19 protein-coding genes are annotated in these 17045 nt (G+C 70.4%); 9 read left to right on the top strand and 10 right to left on the bottom strand.

All coding sequences use genetic code 11. From position 1 onward, the window contains the following. Position 1: 1 nt before the first annotated feature. The 3 genes from QH270_RS25060 to QH270_RS25050 all read right to left on the bottom strand — a co-directional run bounded on the left by QH270_RS25060 (position 2) and on the right by QH270_RS25050 (position 4090). Positions 2-1240 (bottom strand): oxygenase MpaB family protein, encoded by a 1239-nt coding sequence (locus tag QH270_RS25060; RefSeq protein ID WP_280346544.1) that lies wholly within the window; start codon positions 1238-1240, stop codon positions 2-4. Between the two features lie 86 nt (positions 1241-1326). Then, entirely contained in the window at positions 1327-3117 is a 1791-nt protein-coding gene (locus tag QH270_RS25055; RefSeq protein WP_432420428.1) for a multicopper oxidase family protein, read from the bottom strand. Positions 3118-3193: 76 nt separating this feature from the next. Continuing rightward, on the bottom strand, positions 3194-4090 hold the full coding sequence (locus QH270_RS25050; RefSeq protein WP_280346542.1) for a helix-turn-helix domain-containing protein: 897 nt from the start codon (positions 4088-4090) through the stop codon (positions 3194-3196). A gap of 91 nt (positions 4091-4181) precedes the next feature. Between QH270_RS25050 and QH270_RS25045 the strand changes: the two genes are divergently transcribed. The 3 genes from QH270_RS25045 to QH270_RS25035 all read left to right on the top strand — a co-directional run bounded on the left by QH270_RS25045 (position 4182) and on the right by QH270_RS25035 (position 8145). Continuing rightward, positions 4182-4973, top strand: a complete 792-nt coding sequence (locus QH270_RS25045) for an SDR family oxidoreductase (protein WP_280346541.1) — start codon at positions 4182-4184, stop codon at positions 4971-4973. Between the two features lie 8 nt (positions 4974-4981). Continuing rightward, positions 4982-6079 (top strand): NAD(P)H-dependent amine dehydrogenase family protein, encoded by a 1098-nt coding sequence (locus tag QH270_RS25040; protein WP_280346540.1) that lies wholly within the window; start codon positions 4982-4984, stop codon positions 6077-6079. Positions 6080-6300: 221 nt separating this feature from the next. Next, entirely contained in the window at positions 6301-8145 is a 1845-nt protein-coding gene (locus QH270_RS25035; RefSeq protein ID WP_280346539.1) for a glycoside hydrolase family 15 protein, read from the top strand. 5 nt (positions 8146-8150) lie between these two features. On the opposite strand, the gene QH270_RS25030 is transcribed toward QH270_RS25035, so the two are convergent. The 3 genes from QH270_RS25030 to QH270_RS25020 all read right to left on the bottom strand — a co-directional run bounded on the left by QH270_RS25030 (position 8151) and on the right by QH270_RS25020 (position 9371). Continuing rightward, the gene (locus tag QH270_RS25030; RefSeq protein ID WP_280346538.1) at positions 8151-8612 is read right to left on the bottom strand and encodes a hypothetical protein; all 462 of its coding nucleotides are present in this window, start codon (positions 8610-8612) and stop codon (positions 8151-8153) included. Between the two features lie 235 nt (positions 8613-8847). Continuing rightward, the gene (locus QH270_RS25025; protein WP_280346537.1) at positions 8848-9111 is read right to left on the bottom strand and encodes a twin-arginine translocation signal domain-containing protein; all 264 of its coding nucleotides are present in this window, start codon (positions 9109-9111) and stop codon (positions 8848-8850) included. Continuing rightward, positions 9108-9371 (bottom strand): hypothetical protein, encoded by a 264-nt coding sequence (locus QH270_RS25020; RefSeq protein ID WP_280346536.1) that lies wholly within the window; start codon positions 9369-9371, stop codon positions 9108-9110. Before QH270_RS25020 ends, QH270_RS25025 begins: the two co-directional genes overlap by 4 nt. Before the next feature lie 217 nt (positions 9372-9588). Here QH270_RS25020 and QH270_RS25015 point away from each other — a divergent pair, with 217 nt between their 5' ends. Continuing rightward, on the top strand, positions 9589-9831 hold the full coding sequence (locus QH270_RS25015; RefSeq protein WP_280346535.1) for a hypothetical protein: 243 nt from the start codon (positions 9589-9591) through the stop codon (positions 9829-9831). A 56-nt stretch (positions 9832-9887) separates the two neighbouring features. On the opposite strand, the gene QH270_RS25010 is transcribed toward QH270_RS25015, so the two are convergent. Together QH270_RS25010 and QH270_RS25005 are read right to left on the bottom strand one after the other, a co-directional pair. Then, positions 9888-10502, bottom strand: coding sequence for a hypothetical protein (locus QH270_RS25010; protein WP_280346534.1), 615 nt, complete (start codon positions 10500-10502; stop codon positions 9888-9890). Between the two features lie 88 nt (positions 10503-10590). Then, a complete protein-coding gene (locus QH270_RS25005; RefSeq protein WP_348537688.1) occupies positions 10591-11676 on the bottom strand; it encodes an NAD(P)-dependent alcohol dehydrogenase in 1086 nt (361 codons plus the stop codon). A gap of 161 nt (positions 11677-11837) precedes the next feature. Between QH270_RS25005 and hpnE the strand changes: the two genes are divergently transcribed. Further along, positions 11838-13205: a hydroxysqualene dehydroxylase HpnE gene (gene hpnE / locus QH270_RS25000; protein WP_280346532.1), complete on the top strand. Its 1368-nt coding sequence runs from the start codon at positions 11838-11840 to the stop codon at positions 13203-13205. 83 nt (positions 13206-13288) lie between these two features. Here hpnE and QH270_RS24995 read toward each other — a convergent pair whose 3' ends face one another. Next, entirely contained in the window at positions 13289-13909 is a 621-nt protein-coding gene (locus tag QH270_RS24995; RefSeq protein WP_280346531.1) for a TetR/AcrR family transcriptional regulator, read from the bottom strand. A gap of 76 nt (positions 13910-13985) precedes the next feature. Here QH270_RS24995 and QH270_RS24990 point away from each other — a divergent pair, with 76 nt between their 5' ends. Together QH270_RS24990 and QH270_RS24985 are read left to right on the top strand one after the other, a co-directional pair. Next, complete coding sequence (locus QH270_RS24990) at positions 13986-14366, top strand: DUF1761 domain-containing protein (RefSeq protein WP_280346530.1); 381 nt, start codon at positions 13986-13988, stop codon at positions 14364-14366. A 25-nt stretch (positions 14367-14391) separates the two neighbouring features. After that, complete coding sequence (locus QH270_RS24985; RefSeq protein ID WP_280346529.1) at positions 14392-14697, top strand: DUF1905 domain-containing protein; 306 nt, start codon at positions 14392-14394, stop codon at positions 14695-14697. Between the two features lie 21 nt (positions 14698-14718). Here the strand turns inward: QH270_RS24985 and QH270_RS24980 are convergent, their stop codons facing one another. Beyond that, positions 14719-15288, bottom strand: a complete 570-nt coding sequence (locus tag QH270_RS24980; protein ID WP_280346528.1) for a TetR/AcrR family transcriptional regulator — start codon at positions 15286-15288, stop codon at positions 14719-14721. Positions 15289-15500: 212 nt separating this feature from the next. Between QH270_RS24980 and QH270_RS24975 the strand changes: the two genes are divergently transcribed. Beyond that, a complete protein-coding gene (locus tag QH270_RS24975) occupies positions 15501-16454 on the top strand; it encodes an alpha/beta hydrolase (protein WP_280346527.1) in 954 nt (317 codons plus the stop codon). A gap of 113 nt (positions 16455-16567) precedes the next feature. Then, positions 16568-17008, top strand: coding sequence for a hypothetical protein (locus QH270_RS24970; RefSeq protein WP_280346526.1), 441 nt, complete (start codon positions 16568-16570; stop codon positions 17006-17008). Positions 17009-17045: the final 37 nt, after the last annotated feature.

Below are 17045 nucleotides of genomic sequence, written 5' to 3'. Positions count from 1 at the left end.
TTCATCGGCGCAGGGCGCCGCTGGCGTCGAAGGCCGCTTCGCGACCTCGCATCTGGGCGCGATACCAGTTCTCGCGGTGGGCGAGCATGAGCTTCTCGTGCGCCCGCGCGAAGGGCGGACAGACCCGGCGCGCGATCTCCAGCACCGTGATGAGGGGAAAGCGCAGGATCGGGACGAGGATCCACGGGAACGCGGGCGGCATGGTGTACCGGCGGCGGGTGCCCGGTGCCATGTACATCGCCGAGTACACGGAATTGATGCGGTAGTTGTACATGTCGCGCAGCCGGGTCAGGCCGCGGTGTCCGTCGCGCGGCGCGAAGGCCGCGGGATAGGACTCGATCAGTTCGCGGCCGTGCTCACCGGAGTCGTAGGAGCGCGACGCGATCGTCATCGCCAGGACCCGCAGCCCGTCGCCGACCGTCTCCGGATACCAACGCAGCCGCACGCCGAGCAGATGGCCCATGTACTTCTGGAAGTGCAGCAGCGCACGGATTTCCGACGGCGTCGTCTGGTAGCCCAGCGCCCACAGGCCGAGGCCGGGCGTCACGCTTCCGGCGAGCAGGGTGAGCATCTGGTAGGTCTGGCTGATCGGCAGACCCCATCGCTCGATATCCCATTCGGGGTGTTCGGCGACCTTGGCCCGCACCGAGACATGCATGACCCGCACCTTCAGCGCGGTCGCCCGCCCGGCCGAACCCGGGGTGAGCAGCGCGCCTTCGGCCGAGACATCCATCCAGAATCGGGTGGTCTCGAGGAACCGGCGCAGCGCGCTGTCACCCGCGTAGCCGCCCGCCAGCGACAGCGGGGTCGCGACCGCGGCCTCGGTGTACATCTCGAGTGTCTCGGCGCCGGCGAAGCTGAACAGCATGGTCCCCCAGCGCCGCCAGATCGCCGCGCCCTGTTCGACGAGCTCGGGCACGACCCAGTCGGGCACGGTCTCGAACTCGGCGAACAAGGCGCGCATCGATGCCGGTGCGTCGGGGACCGTGTCGATGCCCTCGGCCAGCGCGGTCTCCAGCATCCGGCGTCCGGCTTTCGGCCCGATCTCGCCGTGCATCACCTCGGCGACGAAGCGTTCGGCCACCGGGTCACCGGTGAACAGGTCCGCGCACAGCGCGGTGGCCTGCTCGTCGGTGGGAAACAACCGCTGCCCGGTCACCCTCGTGAAGAGGCGTTCGACCCGGCGCACGGTCGGCGTGCTGCGCGCTTCCCAATAGCGAAAGGCGGTGGGGCACTTCACCGATGACCTCCTGGCGGTCGCTGCGTGTCAGGTAGACCATACTATGAAGCACATTTTTCCCGTACCTGAAAGTATGGAATTCGCCGTCAGGGCACGATCCGGTACTTCAGCATCATGTCGTGGTCCTCGTGATCGAGGAGGTGACAGTGCCAGACGTAGCCCCGCAGTTCGCCCGTGTGCTCACCCCCGTGCCGCCCACCGTGGCCGTCGCCGCCGGTCGGCTCACCCGGCTCGTGACGAGGGAACGGCGCGTCCGGATCGAAACCGAGCTCCGCCGCGGTGGGGAACCGAACGACGATGCTCGTGACGGTCCCGCCGTCGGCACGCACGATGTCCTTGCTGCCCGCCTCCCAGGCGGCGGGCGGCCGGGTCGGACCCGCGAGGAACCCCGCCGCCGACGGCGCCCATTTCCGGCCGATCGGTGGCTGCGGGTGCGCGAGCTGGTAGTCGACGGTGCGCAGCGGCGTGCGGCCGACAATGCGAAAAGTGACCAGGTGCAGGTGAATCGGATGCGGGTCGGGGGTGATGTTGATGATGTTCCACTGCTCGACCGTGCCCTGTCGCGGCATTTCGATATCGGGACTGGTGAAGCGCAGATTGTTGAGCGACATGATCGCCGGCGGCACGCGGAGCTCATAGGGCTGACTCACGGTGACATCGCGGATCACCGTCGGCGTCTCGATGGGCGGCAACGCCCGTGGTCGCCCCGTGCCGCCGCGCAGCTGCCGCGGAATCGCGCCGGTGAAGCCCGGCCGATCCAGCACCCGGAACTGGCAGAAGCGCGGCATCGCGACCTCGCCGAGCACGGCGGCCTGGAACACCGGCGCCTCGTCGTTGCACAGCTCGACGGTCTCACCCGGCGCCAGCTCGGTGAAGTCCACCAGCAGGTCCACCCGCTCCCCCGGCGCCAACCGCAGCTCGTGCACGGCCACCGGTGCGTCGAGCAGGCCGTGGTCGTTGCCGATCACCCAGAACCGCATCCGATTGCCGAAGAACAGATTCCAGACACTGAACGAGGCCGCGTTGAGCACCCGGAACCGGTACCGGCCACGCGCCACCGGCAGGTACGGCCAGATCTTCCCGTTGACCACCCCGACATCACCCACGGCCCCGCCCTCCCAGCGGCCTTCGGGCACGATCGGGGTCGAGCGGACCGACTGGCGCCCGTCGGCGGTGAACAGCTTCTCCTGCAGCACCAGCGGGATCTCGAACTCCCCCGCGGGCAGGCCGAGCGGATTGCCGGGTGCGCCGGTGTCGAATTCGTCGCGCAGCAACAGCGTTCCGGCCAGCCCCGCGTAGACGTTCACGCGGGTGATACCCATCGCGTGATCGTGATACCAGAGGTGGCCCGTGTCCTGCGTCAACGGGAACCGGTGCTCGATACCGCCGCCGGGATGGACGAGTCGCTCGGGATGCCCGTCGCTGTCGGGTGGCGTCACGCCGCCGTGCAGGTGCAGCGAGGCGGGCGGCGCGGCGCGGAAGCTCTCGGCGACGCCGTGCAGGCTGGTATCCATGTCCGCGGCCAGCGGGTGGACGCTCATCCGGTTCTCGAAGCGCAGCCGCAGCGGCGTGCCGACACGGTGCTCGATCGTCGGGCCCAGATAGCTCATCCCGTTGTAGCCCAACGACGGTGACGCAGGCAGGTCACGATGGAACCGGTGCGTCGTGGTTCCGGCCACGAGCTCGAGCCGGTCACCACGCAGCACGGGGAGGCGGGGCAGCTCGTCGACGAACGGCTCGACCACGGGGGAACGGAACAGCAGGGGCCCCGGCGGGGCGGTGGGCGCGGCAGCCGCCACCGACTCCCCCGCGACCACGCCGAGCAGGCCGGCGCCCGCCACCCGCAGGAACCGACGGCGCTCGATCGAATGCTCCATGGTCGAACCCTTCTCGCGCGGCACCGTCGCGGGCGCCGCGCGAGCGAACATACCATCGAGTACGGGAGTCTGTACTTCAATGAATGCCGGTATCGGCCCCCGGCCCGCTCAGCGCCGCCGACAGCGCCGCGGCGCCCGTCCGGATCGCCGCGACGTAATCCGCCCGCTCGGCCTTGCTGACCGAGGCGCGCAGTGGACCGATCTGCACCTCGTACGGCGCTTCGGAACCGAGGAACACCGGCGCGGACAGATAGCTGACGGGGATGAGCTCGGCGCTGTCGAGATCGGCGTCGCGATAGGGGCGCGCGGTGAGGCGGGCCAGCTGACGCAGGACGCGGGTGCGCAGTTCCGGCTGCACCACCTCGGCGCCGACCGCCCCGAGCAACTCCGCGAGCACCTCGACCAGCCCGGCGTCGTCGGAGTCGGGACGGAACACCGCGCACCCGTGGGTGGTGACGAACCGCAGCAGCGCCGGTGCGCCCCGGCGCGCCGGGCCGTTCGCGCTCGCGAGCCAGGCGCCTCGTTCGGCCTCGCCCCGCCACGGCATCACGGCGGCGCCGGCCGGATAGCCCAGCGGAATCGACTGCCCCACCGCGAGTCCGGGCAGGATCCGCGCGCCGGGGGCGTACTCCTTGGCCACCACGATGAGCCTGCCGTCGGCGATCCGGCTCAGTGTCACGCCGCAGTGCGCGGCGACCGCCAGCGCCTTCAGCGCGGCACCGGCCGCCGCGTTCGGCACCTCGACCGTGACCGGGCGCAGCATGGCCAGCGCGGGCCCTGGCGCGAATCGGCGTTGCCGGTCGCGGCGCACCCAGCCCGCCTCGGCCAATTCGGTCAGCACCGCGGTGACGGTGGCGCGGGCGTGCCCGAGCGCCGCGGCGACCTCCGACGCGGTCAGCGCGCGCTCGGTGCGCGTCAGCAACTCCATCACCTCGATGACCCGGCGGGTCGGCGGCGACGCGGATTCCGGCATGACAACCCCTTGTTCGCCGGCGGCACCGGCCCTACACTGCTTCGACTATTCGCCAGAGATTAGTCGAATATTCGACACACAAGGTGGGATCATGATTCTCGACCACTTCCGGCTGGACGACCGGGTCGCCGTCGTCACCGGTGCGGGCCGCGGGCTCGGCGCCGCCATCGCCCTCGGTTTCGCCCAGGCGGGTGCCGACGTGGTGATCGCCGCGCGCACCGAATCCGACCTGCGCGAGGTCGCCGGCCAGATCGAAGCCGCGGGACGGCAGGCGCACGTCGTCGTCGCCGACCTCGCCGATCACGACGCCGTCGCCGGCTTGGCCGAGGCCGCGGTGACGCGGTTCGGCCGCCTCGACACCGTCGTCAACAATGTGGGCGGCGCCCTGCCGAGGCCGCTGCTCGACACCGCCCCCGACGATCTCGCCGAGGCGTTCGCCTTCAACGTCGGAACGGCGCACGCCCTGGTGCGGGCCGCGGTGCCGAAGATGCTCGCCACCGCCGACGGCGGCTCGGTCGTCAACATCACCTCGACCATGGGCAGGCTCCCCGGCCGCGCGTTCGCCGCCTACGCCACCGCCAAGGCCGCCCTCGCGCACTACACCCGTTCCGCCGCCATGGATCTGAGCCCGCGCGTGCGGGTCAACGCCATCGCGCCGGGCTCGATCCTGACCTCGGCGCTGGCCGTCGTGGCGGGCAACGACGACATGCGCGGGCAGATGGAACAGGCCACTCCCCTGCGCCGCCTCGGCCGGCCCGAAGACATCGCCGCGGCCGCGCTGTTTCTCGCCTCGCCCGCGGGCTCGTTCCTCACCGGGAAGGTCCTCGAGGTCGACGGCGGGCTCATCGCCCCCAATCTCACCATCCCCCTTCCCGATCTGTGAGGACGACCATGACGCATCGTGTAGTGCACTGGGGCACAGGCAATGTCGGACGGCACGCGCTGGCGGGCGTGCTGGCCGACCCCCGACTCGAGCTGGTCGGCGTGCACGTCTCGGGGCCGGAGAAGGCGGGGCGGGATGCCGCCGAACTCGCCGGAACACCCACCGCCTCCGGCGTTCTCGCCACCACCGATACCGCGCGGATCCTGGCCGCGCGTCCCGACTGCGTGGTCTACACGGCCATGACCGACAACCGGCTGATGGACGCGCTGGCGGACCTGCGCATGCTGCTCTCGGCCGGGATCAACGTCGTGGCCAGCGCGCCGGTGTTCCTGCAGCACCCGTGGGACGTCCTGCCCGCCGAGCTGCTCGAACCGGTGGAACATGCTGCCGCACAGGGTGGTTCGTCGCTGTTCGTCAACGGCATCGACCCCGGTTTCGCCAACGACCTGCTGCCGCTGGCCCTGCTCGGCACCTGTCGCGCCGTCGAGCAGGTGCGCTGCCTCGAGATCGTCGACTATTCGACCTACGACAACGCCGCGGTCATGTTCGACATCATGGGCTTCGGCCGCCCGATGACCGACACCCCGCTGCTGTTGCAGCCGGGGGTGCTGTCGCTGGCCTGGGGCAGCGTGGTGCGCCAGCTGGCCGCGGGCCTCGGCGTCGAACTCGACGCCGTCACCCAGGATTTCGAGCGGCTGCCCGCGCCCGAGGCCTTCGACATCGACTCGGGCACCATCGCCGAAGGCACGGCGGCAGCCCTGCGGTTCGAGGTCCGCGGCGTGGTCGGCGACCGGGCGGTGACAGTCCTCGAACACGTCACCCGGCTGCGCGCCGACCTCGCTCCCGACTGGCCACAACCCGCCCGCGCCGGCGGGTCCTACCGGGTCGAGGTCACCGGCGAACCGCACTACACCCTCGACCTGGCCATGTTCAGCGATCACGGCGACCACAACCACGCCAGTCTCGTCGGCACCGCCATGCGCCTGGTCAACGCCATTCCCGCCGTCGTCGCCGCGGCGCCGGGCATCCGCACCACCCTCGACCTGCCGCTGATCACCGGCAACGGCCTGGCGGACCCCGCCCGGTTGCCCCGAACCTCACCCTGAACGGGTGAGGTCTCCGCACGCCCAGCCACTTAAGGTCGGCCTGACCGGTCACCGCCCCTTCGCCGAGGCGGCGGTGACCGCACGGACTACCGACGATGGAGGGGTCGATGAGTGTCTTGGCCGCCGATCCGCGCACCCTGCGCCTCTATGCGCCGCGGGCCGCGGTACTCGACCGCACCTGGACGCCGCTACCGGCGCACAAGGTCCGCTGAGGAGTGGCCGTGTCCGCGTATCCAGCGATCGACGACCACGGCATCGTCGGTGATCTGCAGACGGCCGCGCTCGTGTCGACCGCGGGCACGATCGACTGGTGGTGCGCTCCCCGATTCGATTCGCCGAGTGTGTTCGGTTCGCTGCTCGACAGCGAGAAAGGTGGACACTGTTCGCTCGCGGTCGAGGCCACCGCCGAGGCGATGACGGTCCGGCAGCTCTACCTCCCCGACACCGCCGTGCTGCTCACCCGGTTCTCCGGGCCGGACGGCGTGGGCGAGGTCGCCGACTTCATGGCGCCGATCCCCGGCACCGAGCCGGCCGAGCGGCATCGGCTGGTCCGGGTCGCCCGGGTGGTCCGGGGCCGTCTGACATTCAGCCTGACCTGCCGTCCCCGATTCGACTACGCCCGTGCCACGCACACCCTCACCACCGTCGACGAGCACACCGCCGTGTTCGGCTCCTCCGTCGCCGATCTCCACCTGCAGGCCACCGACCCGATCGTCCTTGACGCCGACGGGGTGGACGTCGGCGCGCGGTTCACGCTGTCCGCCGGCGAGCGCGCCGCCGTCGTGCTGACCACCGCGCCCGCCGGTGCGGCGGTCTCGCCGGCGCCGAGCTGGACCGCGATCGCCGACGAGTTCGACCACTGCCGACACTTCTGGCAGACCTGGCTGCGCTCGTCGACCTATCGCGGGCGGTGGCGCGACATGGTCAACCGTTCGGCGATCACCCTCAAACTGCTCACCTACGCCCCGACCGGCGCGCCCATCGCCGCGGCCACGATGGGGCTGCCCGAACAGATCGGCGGCGAACGCAATTGGGATTATCGCTACACCTGGATCCGGGACGCCTCGCTGTCGGTGCGCGCCCTGACCGATCTCGGCTTCACCGAGGAAGCGTTCGCCTTCCGTCGCTGGTTACGCGACCGGGTCGAGGCGGGCGGCACCGCCTCGGGTGAGCCGCTGCAGATCATGTACCGGGTCGACGGTGACCCGACACTGGAGGAGATCGTGCTGCCCCACCTGACGGGCTACCGCGGCTCGGCGCCGGTGCGGGTCGGCAACGGGGCGGCCGACCAGATCCAGCTCGACATCTACGGCGAGGCGACCGACGCGCTGGCGCAGGCGACCGACCTGGCGGGCATCACGGGGTGGCGGACCTTCACCGGCCTCATCGACTGGCTCGCCGACCACTGGGACCGCCCGGACGAGGGCATCTGGGAAACCCGCGGCGGCCGGCAGGAGTTCACCTACAGCAGGCTGATGACCTGGGTGGCCTTCGACCGCGCCATCCGGATGGCCACCGCGCAGGCCAGGCCCGCCGACGTGGCCCGCTGGACCGCCGAACGCGACGCCGTCTTCCAGCAGATCGTCGAGCGGGGATGGAATCCGCGGCGCGCGGCGTTCGTCCAGCACTACTCGACCGACGTGCTCGACGCCTCGCTGTTGCTCATGCCCCGGATGGGTTTCCTGTCCCCCACCGACCCGATGTGGACGAGCACGCTCGCGGCGATGGATCGCGAACTCGTCAGCGACAGCCTGGTGTATCGCTACGACCCCGAGGCATCGCCCGACGGTCTGCGCGGCACCGAGGGCACCTTCAATCTGTGCAGCTTCCTCTACGTCGAAGCGCTCGCCAGGACCGGCAGGCTGCAGCAGGCGCGCTATGCCTTCGACAAGATGCTCACCTACGCCAATCACGTCGGCCTGTTCGCCGAGGAGATCGGCCCGTCGGGCGAGCAGCTGGGCAATTTTCCGCAGGCGTTCACGCATCTGGCCCTGATCGCCGCCGCACTCGCACTCGAGGAAGAACTCGATCGGGCCGAGGCGCGGCCGCCGACGACCCAGCGGTGAGGCGATCAGCTCTCGCTGTCGCCACCCGGCTTGCGGTCACCCGGACCGACTCTGCGCGGGCTCACCCGGGGCCGCGTGACTGCGGGCGCGGAGTCCGCGCCTGCGCGCCGGCGGCGTGACGCGCCGAGGTCGATCACGTCGGCGTCGCGCTCGGTGCTCTCGCTCGTCGACGCGGCGCGGCGCGGCGAGCCGTCGATCGGCCACGCACCGGTTTCCTGCTGCAACTCCGCCCTGGTCACCGGTCTGGTCGGCGCCGGATCGTACACGGGTTCCGGATACCACGGCCTGCGCCTGGCCTCGCTCGCCTCAGTGCGGCCGCGTCGCGGCAGCCTCGGCAGCCGGACCACGTTCGACGCGCCGCTCTCGCCCGCGTCGGCGGCCTTGGACTCTTCCCACTTCCGGCGCAGCCGCTCGACCGCGTCGAACCGGCTCCCGCCGGGCCCCGCCCCGGCTTCCTGATCCGACATCGAACTAACCGCGGACAGGCGTCGCGCCACGCATCGATCTCACAGCGGCCAGCACCCCGCATCTCGTTCCAGGTCTACTTTCACCTTCGCATTCTGCACCAAAACCCCCACCCCCGCCCGCACCCGCCCCCTCGGACCGAAACGTCACCCACTCGGTCGACGCGCGCACGATCGTCTCCCACGCGCGCCGAGAGCCACCCGGTGCCCTCGGCGCCACGCTGTTCGGATCCGGGGATCAGGTGCTGCCGGAGGTCAGGTCGAGGACGGCCTGGCAGAGCGGATTGTGCACCGGGCTGTCACCGTCGGCGAAGCAGGCGGCGAACATCAGGAAGCCGAGCGGCCAGGCCACCAGCGCGGAGCCCGACGCCGACCCGGTGTCGGAGTCGGCGACCGGGAGCACGGTGATCGGGCCGGCCTGCGCCGGGGCCGAACCGATTCCGGCCGCGAGGCCCACTACCGCGACAGCGGTGACGAGGCGGCGCCGCGTGCCCGCGCTCATGCCGGATCCGATTCGCTGCTGCCGCTGCCGATCTCGTAGATCAGCGCGCAGACCGGACCGTTCGGCTCCGCGTCGCAGAGCAGGATGTAGAGCGCGCCGAGCGGGAAGGTGATCAGCGGTTTCAGCGAGGAACCGGAGTCTCCGGAGCCGGAGTCCTCGATCGGCGCGACGGGAGCACCCTGCGCGGTACCTAGTGCCGCACCCACCAGCGCGGTGGAAAGAGCCATGGCGGCAAGGGTTTTGATGAAGAGACGATTCATGTCGAACTCCTGTGAAGGGTAGTGCGCCGACCCTAGCCCAGGCCCGATAATGTGAAATACCCTGGTTTTACTGTCTGTCGGAATGGACGGGACTCGTGAAACCATGCGGAGCGCGCTGTTTGGCGTCGGCCGAACCGGGAATCGGCGAGGTACCCACCCGATCACCTTCGCCGGCACGCAGTGCGGCTGAGGCACGAGGCCCGCACAGGAGCGTCCCATGCAGAACCCGCACCCACACCCCCGCGCGCACCAGCTCGATGCCCCCGGCTCCGACCTCCCCGACGACGCGACCGTGTTCGACACCCACCTCGTCGTCCAGCTCCACGACACCCCGCTGCGCGCCCTGTGCGCCCGCGCCGCCGGCCTGTCCCCCCAGTCGTTGCTGCGCCTGGAGGCCGCGGCGGAGACGCTACGCCGGACCGAAGGGCTCGAGCCCACGGAGTGGACCTCGCGGCTGTAGCCGACCCTGAGCGACCAGCCCTTCGCGTCGCCGCCGCAGCGTCCCGCCGAGTTCCCTCAGACCGGACGGTGCCGGACGCCGGTCGGTGGCATGCGACGGGTGACGGAGCGATCGTCGCCGGTCGCCACCGTTTCCTCGACCACGGTGCCACGGTCGCGGACCCGGGCCTGTTCGGCGAAGGCGATGTCGCGAGCGCTGCGGACCGACAACCGTCCCAGCGACGTCGCCGCGAAGAACAGGATGAGCGCGCCGAGTCCGTAGAAGAACGTGAGCTGGAGCAGTGCCCGCTTCAGGTCCGAGGTGGCGACGGGTTCGCCGAGATCGCCGAGGCGCAGCAGCGCGGCGAGGAACGGCCCGATGACGAACCACGCGCCGGCGGCGACGCCGAGCCAGCCACCGAAACTCGCGACCAGCCGGTTGCGGCTCATCAGCATGAGCAGCCCACCGACGATCGCCACCACACCCGGCAGCACCTGCAGCCAGCCACGGGCCGTCGACCAGACCCACGGCTCGTCGGGGGTGTACGCGAAATCGAAGTACGGACCGACGAACGGAATCAGCGCGCCCCACAGACCGAGCAGGAGCACCGCGAGCCCACCGACCGCGCCCCGGCTGCGCGGCATCCGCAGCCGTCCGCCGTGTCCGGTCGAGACTTTCTCGTCGACGTCCATGACGCCTCCCATCATCGACAACAGAAGTACGCAGCGCATACCCCCGACCGGCTCACTTACGCACCCGACCACCTTCCCCGGGCCGAAGTCAGGGGAAGGTCACCACCGCCTTGACCACCTTTCCCGCGGCCATATCGGCCACGGCGTCATTGATCCGCTCCACCGGATAGGCCCGCACGAGCTTGTCCATCGGCAGCAATCCCCGGCGGTACCACCCGATCAGCCGGGGCAGGAACACCTGGGGGTCCACATCGCCCTCGATGCTGCCGCGCAGCGTCTGCCCCCAGCCGATGAGCCCGGCGACGTCGATGGGCACGGGCGAGGATCCGAGCCCGACCAGCGCCAGCACCCCACGGGCGGTCAGTGACCGGAGGGCCGTCGCGAGCACCGGCGCGGCACCGGTGGTGTCGAGCGCGTGGGTGGCGCCGCCACCGGGCAGCGCCGCGATCCGCGCGGCGACGTCGTCGGCCCCGCCGTCGAGAGTGAGGTCGGCACCCAGCTCGGTGGCGAGGGCGCGACGTTCCGGCGACAGGTCGACGGCGACGACAGTGCCGACCCCGAGCGCCCGGGCCGCCATGAGCGCCGACATCCCGACCGCGCCGACACCGAATATCGCCAGCACCGACGATTCCGCCGGGGCGAGCACCTCGGCGACCACCCCGGCCCCGGTCTGCACCGCACAACCGAACGCCGCGATCTGCACCGGATCCAGCTCGGGATCGACGACCACGAGGTTGCGTGGCGTCGCCAGGACATGGGAGGCGAAGCTCGACTGCCCGAAGAACGCCCCGACCACCGGCCCGGTCGCGTCGGTCAGCGGCGAATCGACGCCGAACCGTCCGGCGTTGCGCACCGCCCACTGCGCGCAATATCCGGGCAGACCACGGACGCACTCCGGACAGGCTCCGCAGCTCTGGTAGGTCAGCAGCACCCGGTCACCGACCCCGACGCCGTGCACCTCGGCACCTACGGCCACCACCACGCCCGCGCCCTCGTGCCCGAGTACGATGGGCATGGTCGCGGGCACGGCGGCCCTGGCGGTCAGGTCGGTGTGGCAGATGCCGCAGGCGAGTACGCGCACGAGCACCTCGTCCGGGCGCGGCGCGCGCAGCGTCAGCCGCCGCACGGTCAGCGGTGCGTCGGCCCCGGTCGATACCGCGGCGATGATCTCCAGTCCGGCCGTCATGCTCGACTCCCCGATTTCGGCGACACGCTCTCACCCCCGAATCTGCCATGTCCAGACATCTGTCCATACAAGAATCCGGAAAATCTGCCGGGAGGGACCGATCGGACAGTTCCTCGATAGAAAGAGAGAGTTTGATTTACATTGCCTCAATGGTGGTGGAGGCAAGCGATACACGGAGATTCGTCGTGATCGGGGGCGGCCTGGCGGGCTTGGCCGCCGCGGTGTGGCTGGCGGAGGCGGGCGAGCAGGTGACCCTGCTCGAGCGGCGCGCCCGGCTCGGCGGTCGGACGCACGCGATGCGGGTCCCCGAGGTGAACGACATCCCGGACAACGGCCAGCATGTCGTGGCCAGCGGCTACCGGAGCCTGTGGCGGTATCTGGACAGCGTCGGCACCCGCCGGTACGTGGAGTTCCCCGGAGCGGGAAGTCTCCGCTGGCCCGGTGGGCGTGCGGTCATGTTGCACACCAAGGGTTTCCGCGCGCTACGCACCTTGCTCGGCGCGCACCCGGACGCGAGCGCGCTGGAACGGCTGCGCGCGCTGCGGGCCACGCTGCTGCTGGTCCGGCAGGCGCTGTGGCAGCCGAAGGATCTCGCCGACCTCACCACCGACCAGTGGTTCCAGCGGGTCGGCATGCCGGCGAAAGCGCGTGAGGCGCTGTGGGATTGGCTCGCGCTCGGGATCGCGGCGGAGCCGGTCGACCGGGAGTCGGCGAAGGTGTTCGCCGACGTGCTGGCCACCGGCATCCGGATCGGCGTGCGGGATCGCGCGGCCGTCACCATCGGATATCCCACCGTGGATCTCGACACCCTCTACGTCCACGGGGCGGAGCGGGTCTTCGAACGTCACGGGGTCGACGTGCGCTTCCGCGCGGTCGCCCGCAAGATCATCGTCACCGACGGCAAGGCCACCGGCGTGCAGCTGGCCGACGGCACGGTGCTCGCGGCCGACGCGGTGATCTGCGCGGTGCCCAACACCAATATCGGCGGTCTTCTCGACGACCTGCCGGAGCACCCCGAGATCTACGCCGCCGCCGACAAACTCGGTGTCACCCCGATCGTGAGCACGAACCTCTACCTGGACCGGCCGCTGCGGACCAAGTCGGCCATGGAGGCGCTGATCGGCGGCACCGGCGTCATCGACGAGGTCTTCGACCGGCAACGCATGCACGGCCGCACCCCCGACGGCACCTGGCTGTACTGCCTGACCACCAGCGGCGCCTACGAGCAGATCCATCGGAGCAACGAGGAGATCGTCACCGAGCAGATGGAGCTGCTGCGCCGCTACTACCCGGAAGCCGCCGAAGCCACGGTGGTGGCGGGCCACGTGGTGAAGATGCCGAAGGCGACCTTCTCCCAGGTCCTCGGCACCGACAGCCTGCGCCCCGACCAGCGCACCTCGGTCCCGAACCTCATGCTGGCGGGCGACTGGACCCGCACCGGCTGGTCGGCGACGATGGAAAGCGCCGTCCAGAGCGCCGAACGCGCCGTCGAAGCGCTACTGCGCCAACCGCATTAGCGCTGCGCGGCGGAGCCGTCGCCGCCGCCGACGCGGCGCGGGCCAGGTCGCGCGGCGGTCGAACACGGCTTCGGTCGGCATCGTCACCGCGGACCGAAGGCCGCGAGGAAGGTGTCGATCGCGGCGTCCGGCGCGTCCGGGACGGCGGCGGTGGCGTCGAGCATCCGGGCGTTCAGCGGCGCGCCGATGACCAGCCAGGTGAGCTGTTCGGCGGCGATCGCCGCGTCGGGGACGCGCAACAGGCCGCGGGCGTCGAGCGCCGCGAGTGCGTCCGCGAGGTCGCCGATGTTCCTGAACCAGCTCTTGTGCAGGTACGTCGCTCCGACCTCGGGCTGCCGGGCCGCCTCCGCCGTGACCAGGCGCCGCATCTCCATCACCGTCGGGGACAGGACGCCGGCGCGCACGATCCGCGCCCACGCGAGCAGGCCCGCGCGCGCGTCCTCGGCTGCCGCGAGACCGGCGAGGGCGGGGCGCAGGGCGTCGCGTCCGGCGCTCGCCCACTGCTCGACGACCGCGGCGAACAAGCCGGCCTTCGACGGATGTTCGCGATACAGCGAGGTTTTCGAGATCCCGGCCCGCGCGGCGACCTCGTCCATCGTCGATCCCGCGAACCCGCGTTCCAGGAACACCTCCCGCGCCACCGCCAGTAATTCGGCGCCGGTCTTGCCGGGCGGCCTGCCGCGACGACTTCCTGCAGCACTCATGCCCACCACTTTAGTACTTGACAGTACTCAGTCGCCTCCCTAAATTAAATACTGACTCGTACTCAAGGAGCTGGCCATGATTGTTGCAGGTGTCGTCGTCGCGGCGGTCGTCTCGTTCATTCTCAGCGCGGTGCTGTACGCGACTCCCCCGGTCGCCGCTCTGGTGGCGCGAACCAGCACTCCGCGCCCCGGGATCGGCATGCCGACGCAGATGCTGTTCGTGCTGCTACGCGGCCTGTTCGCGGCGGCGGTGCCGGCCATCCTGCTCACCCTCGCCGATCGAGAGGGCCTCGGCGCCGGGACGCTACTCGGCATCATCCTGGCGATCATCCCGGTGACCATTCTCGCCGGCGCCGTCGTCCACGAGAACGTGCCGATTCCGACCGCGCTGGTACACATGACCGACTGGGTGCTCAAGCTGGTCGTCAGCGGGGCCGTCGTCGGCCTGTTCGCCTGAATCCCCCACCCCGACAGGAGTTCTCATGGCCACCACCCCGGGACCGATCGACATCACCTTCACCGCCGTCCTCGGCAAGGTACGGGCGGGCGACACGTGGACGTGCGTGCAACTGCCCGACTCGGCACGGATCTTCGGCACCAGGGGCCTGGTCAAGGTGAAGGGAACCGTCGACGGGGTGCCGTTCACCTCGTCGTTCATGGCCCTCGGCGACGGCACCCACAAGCTTCCCGTCGCCGCCGCGATCCGGCGCCGCCTCGGCAAGACCGACGGCGACGAGGTCACCGTCCACCTGACCGAAAGGCTCGGGGGCACGGCACAGGCCACCTGAGCCGAGCAGGGACGGTCCGGGTCAGGCCGGTCGCAGTGTGGCGGCCGCGGCCCGGATGAAGGCCATGGCCCTGTCCAGATCCCCCGGCTCGGACCGGTGGGTGAGCTCGCTGATCACACTGGCGACCGTGGCCGCGAGCATGCGCGGGGCGAGGTCGTCGGGGTCCCAGCCCTGCTCCTCGGCGAGCAGCCGCGCACCCTCGTGGATCACGTCGGTGAGGCGGCCGCGACACAGGCCTTCCAGCTGCGGATTGGCGTGCAGCATGCGGTTGTACAGCTCGTCGAAACCGTCCCGCGTGACCTCCCGGTCCCGCAGCCACCGCTCCACCGTGTCGAGGATGCCCTGCCCGTCGGGCCGGGTCTGCAACGTGTCAGCCAGCTCGTCGACCTGCGCGGTGAAGTGCGCCAGCGCGAGTTCCAGCTTGGTCGGGAAGTACAGGGTGACCGTGCGCGGCGAGACCTCGGCGAGTTCGGCGATCTCGGCAATGCTCGTGGCGTCGAAGCCCCGCTCGGCGAACAGCCGATAGGCGGCGGTCTGGATCGCCACCCGGCGCTTCGCTTTACTGCGCTCCCGCAGGCCGCCGACCGTCATCGCCGCAGATTACCACCGACCCAGCGTTTGCCTTGCGGCGCATATTTACCTCGTCCCGCACAGCCAGAACATTCACCGCAGCGATTCGATCCCAAGTGCTGACAGTGTTTACATCAAATGGTTAACCTGGCTCCTGCGTCTCGATTGTCACGACAGAAGGGCCCGCCTGACGGCCGGCCGATCTCAGCTCGACATATCCGAAGGAGACCGCGATGACCGATGAGAAGCCCGTGCTCGAACCCGAGGCTGCCGAATTCTGCCAGGCGACCGACACACCGCCGTTCCTGTACCAGCTCCCACCGGCGGAGGGCCGCAAAGCCGTCGACGAGGTGCAGTCCGGCGCCGTCGAGATGCCCGCCGTCGACGAGGAATGGATCACCGTGGAGGGCGGCCCGACAGGCACGGTGCCGGTCCGCATCGTCAAGCCCGCGGGAGCGAACGGACCGCTGCCGGTGGTGTTCTACATCCACGGCGCCGGCTGGGTCTTCGGCAACGCGCACACCCACGACCGTCTCGTGCGCGAACTCGCCGTCGGCGCCGGCGCGGCGGCGGTGTTCCCCGAATACAGCTTGTCGCCGGAGGCGAAATATCCGACCGCGATCGAGCAGAACTACGCGGCCGCGCAATGGGTCGTCGCGCACGGAGCCGAAAAGGGCTTGGACGCTTCTCGTTTCGCCGTGGTGGGCGACTCGGTGGGCGGCAACATGTCCGCGGTGTTCGCCCTCATGGCCAAGGAACGCGGTGACGTGCGGATCAGCAAGCAGGTGCTGCTCTATCCGGTCACCGACGCCGATTTCGACACCGCGTCCTACCACCAGTTCGCCGAGCACTATTTCCTCGCCCGTGACGGCATGAAGTGGTTCTGGGACCAGTACACCGAGAACGACGAGCAGCGCGCCGAGATCTACGCCGCACCACTGCGCGCCTCGATCGACCAACTGCGCGGCCTGCCGCCCGCCTTGGTGATCACCGCCGAAGCCGACGTCCTGCGCGACGAGGGTGAGGCGTACGCGGCCAAGCTGCGGGCCGCGGGCGTTCCCGTCACGCAGGTGCGCTTCGGCGGGATCATCCACGACTTCATGATGATCAACTCGATGCGCTCGACCCGTGCCGCGTCGGCAGCCGTCAAGCTGGCCCAGGACACCCTGCGCGAAGCGCTGCACTGATCGGATGTGAGTGCGTTCACGCCCTGATCCCGTTGCCCGCCTGCGCCGATCGAGTATTTTTGCAGTAGGTAGTAATTCTGCGTGGCGATGCAATTTTTGAAGGGATGGGCACCATGTCGACAACAACACTGTCCGCGACGACTCCCCCGGTCTCGGCCCCGGCCGCGACCGGGGACTTCCCGACCCGCGACGCTGCCGCACTCTGGACGCTGCGTGCCGTAGGCGCCGGGCAGAGCGCGGTGGGCGCGGCACTGCTGTTCGCGGGCATCGCCGGGTCGTCGACCGGCTCGGCGCGGGTCGCCGTCGCGACCCTCGGCGTGGCATTCCTGCTGCTCGGCGTAGCGACGACGAGCAAGCCACGCCCGATCATCGGCCGCGCCTCGATCGGCACACTGGCAGTCCTCGCGGATTCCGCCCTCACCGTGGCCGGCGTCGGAATGCTGCTGCTCACCTGGGCCGAGCTCAGCACCGCGGGCGCCGCCACAGTGCTCCTCGGCGTGGTGGTGGCCGTGGCGGCGGCGATCGCGACGGCGTTCGCGGGAACCGGCGACTGATCGGCGCGGGCCGCGCCGGAAACAACGCTGATGGCAG

Origin of the sequence: Nocardia neocaledoniensis (genome assembly GCF_029868625.1) — a bacterium.
Lineage (GTDB): Bacteria > Actinomycetota > Actinomycetes > Mycobacteriales > Mycobacteriaceae > Nocardia > Nocardia neocaledoniensis_A.
This window is presented reverse-complemented; position numbering and strand designations above follow the sequence as displayed.

Coding starts and splice junctions, on each gene's coding strand:
- QH270_RS25030 (WP_280346538.1), bottom strand. CDS start 8,612: ATGTCGGATCAGGAAGCCGGGGCGGGGCCCGGCGGGAGCCGGTTCGAC.
- QH270_RS25015 (WP_280346535.1), top strand. CDS start 9,589: ATGCAGAACCCGCACCCACACCCCCGCGCGCACCAGCTCGATGCCCCC.
- QH270_RS25050 (WP_280346542.1), bottom strand. CDS start 4,090: ATGCCGGAATCCGCGTCGCCGCCGACCCGCCGGGTCATCGAGGTGATG.
- QH270_RS24975 (WP_280346527.1), top strand. CDS start 15,501: ATGACCGATGAGAAGCCCGTGCTCGAACCCGAGGCTGCCGAATTCTGC.
- QH270_RS24985 (WP_280346529.1), top strand. CDS start 14,392: ATGGCCACCACCCCGGGACCGATCGACATCACCTTCACCGCCGTCCTC.
- QH270_RS25010 (WP_280346534.1), bottom strand. CDS start 10,502: ATGGACGTCGACGAGAAAGTCTCGACCGGACACGGCGGACGGCTGCGG.
- QH270_RS24990 (WP_280346530.1), top strand. CDS start 13,986: ATGATTGTTGCAGGTGTCGTCGTCGCGGCGGTCGTCTCGTTCATTCTC.
- QH270_RS25045 (WP_280346541.1), top strand. CDS start 4,182: ATGATTCTCGACCACTTCCGGCTGGACGACCGGGTCGCCGTCGTCACC.
- QH270_RS25020 (WP_280346536.1), bottom strand. CDS start 9,371: ATGAATCGTCTCTTCATCAAAACCCTTGCCGCCATGGCTCTTTCCACC.
- QH270_RS25055 (WP_432420428.1), bottom strand. CDS start 3,117: ATGGAGCATTCGATCGAGCGCCGTCGGTTCCTGCGGGTGGCGGGCGCC.
- QH270_RS25025 (WP_280346537.1), bottom strand. CDS start 9,111: ATGAGCGCGGGCACGCGGCGCCGCCTCGTCACCGCTGTCGCGGTAGTG.
- QH270_RS24995 (WP_280346531.1), bottom strand. CDS start 13,909: ATGAGTGCTGCAGGAAGTCGTCGCGGCAGGCCGCCCGGCAAGACCGGC.
- QH270_RS25040 (WP_280346540.1), top strand. CDS start 4,982: ATGACGCATCGTGTAGTGCACTGGGGCACAGGCAATGTCGGACGGCAC.
- QH270_RS24970 (WP_280346526.1), top strand. CDS start 16,568: ATGTCGACAACAACACTGTCCGCGACGACTCCCCCGGTCTCGGCCCCG.
- QH270_RS24980 (WP_280346528.1), bottom strand. CDS start 15,288: ATGACGGTCGGCGGCCTGCGGGAGCGCAGTAAAGCGAAGCGCCGGGTG.
- hpnE (WP_280346532.1), top strand. CDS start 11,838: ATGGTGGTGGAGGCAAGCGATACACGGAGATTCGTCGTGATCGGGGGC.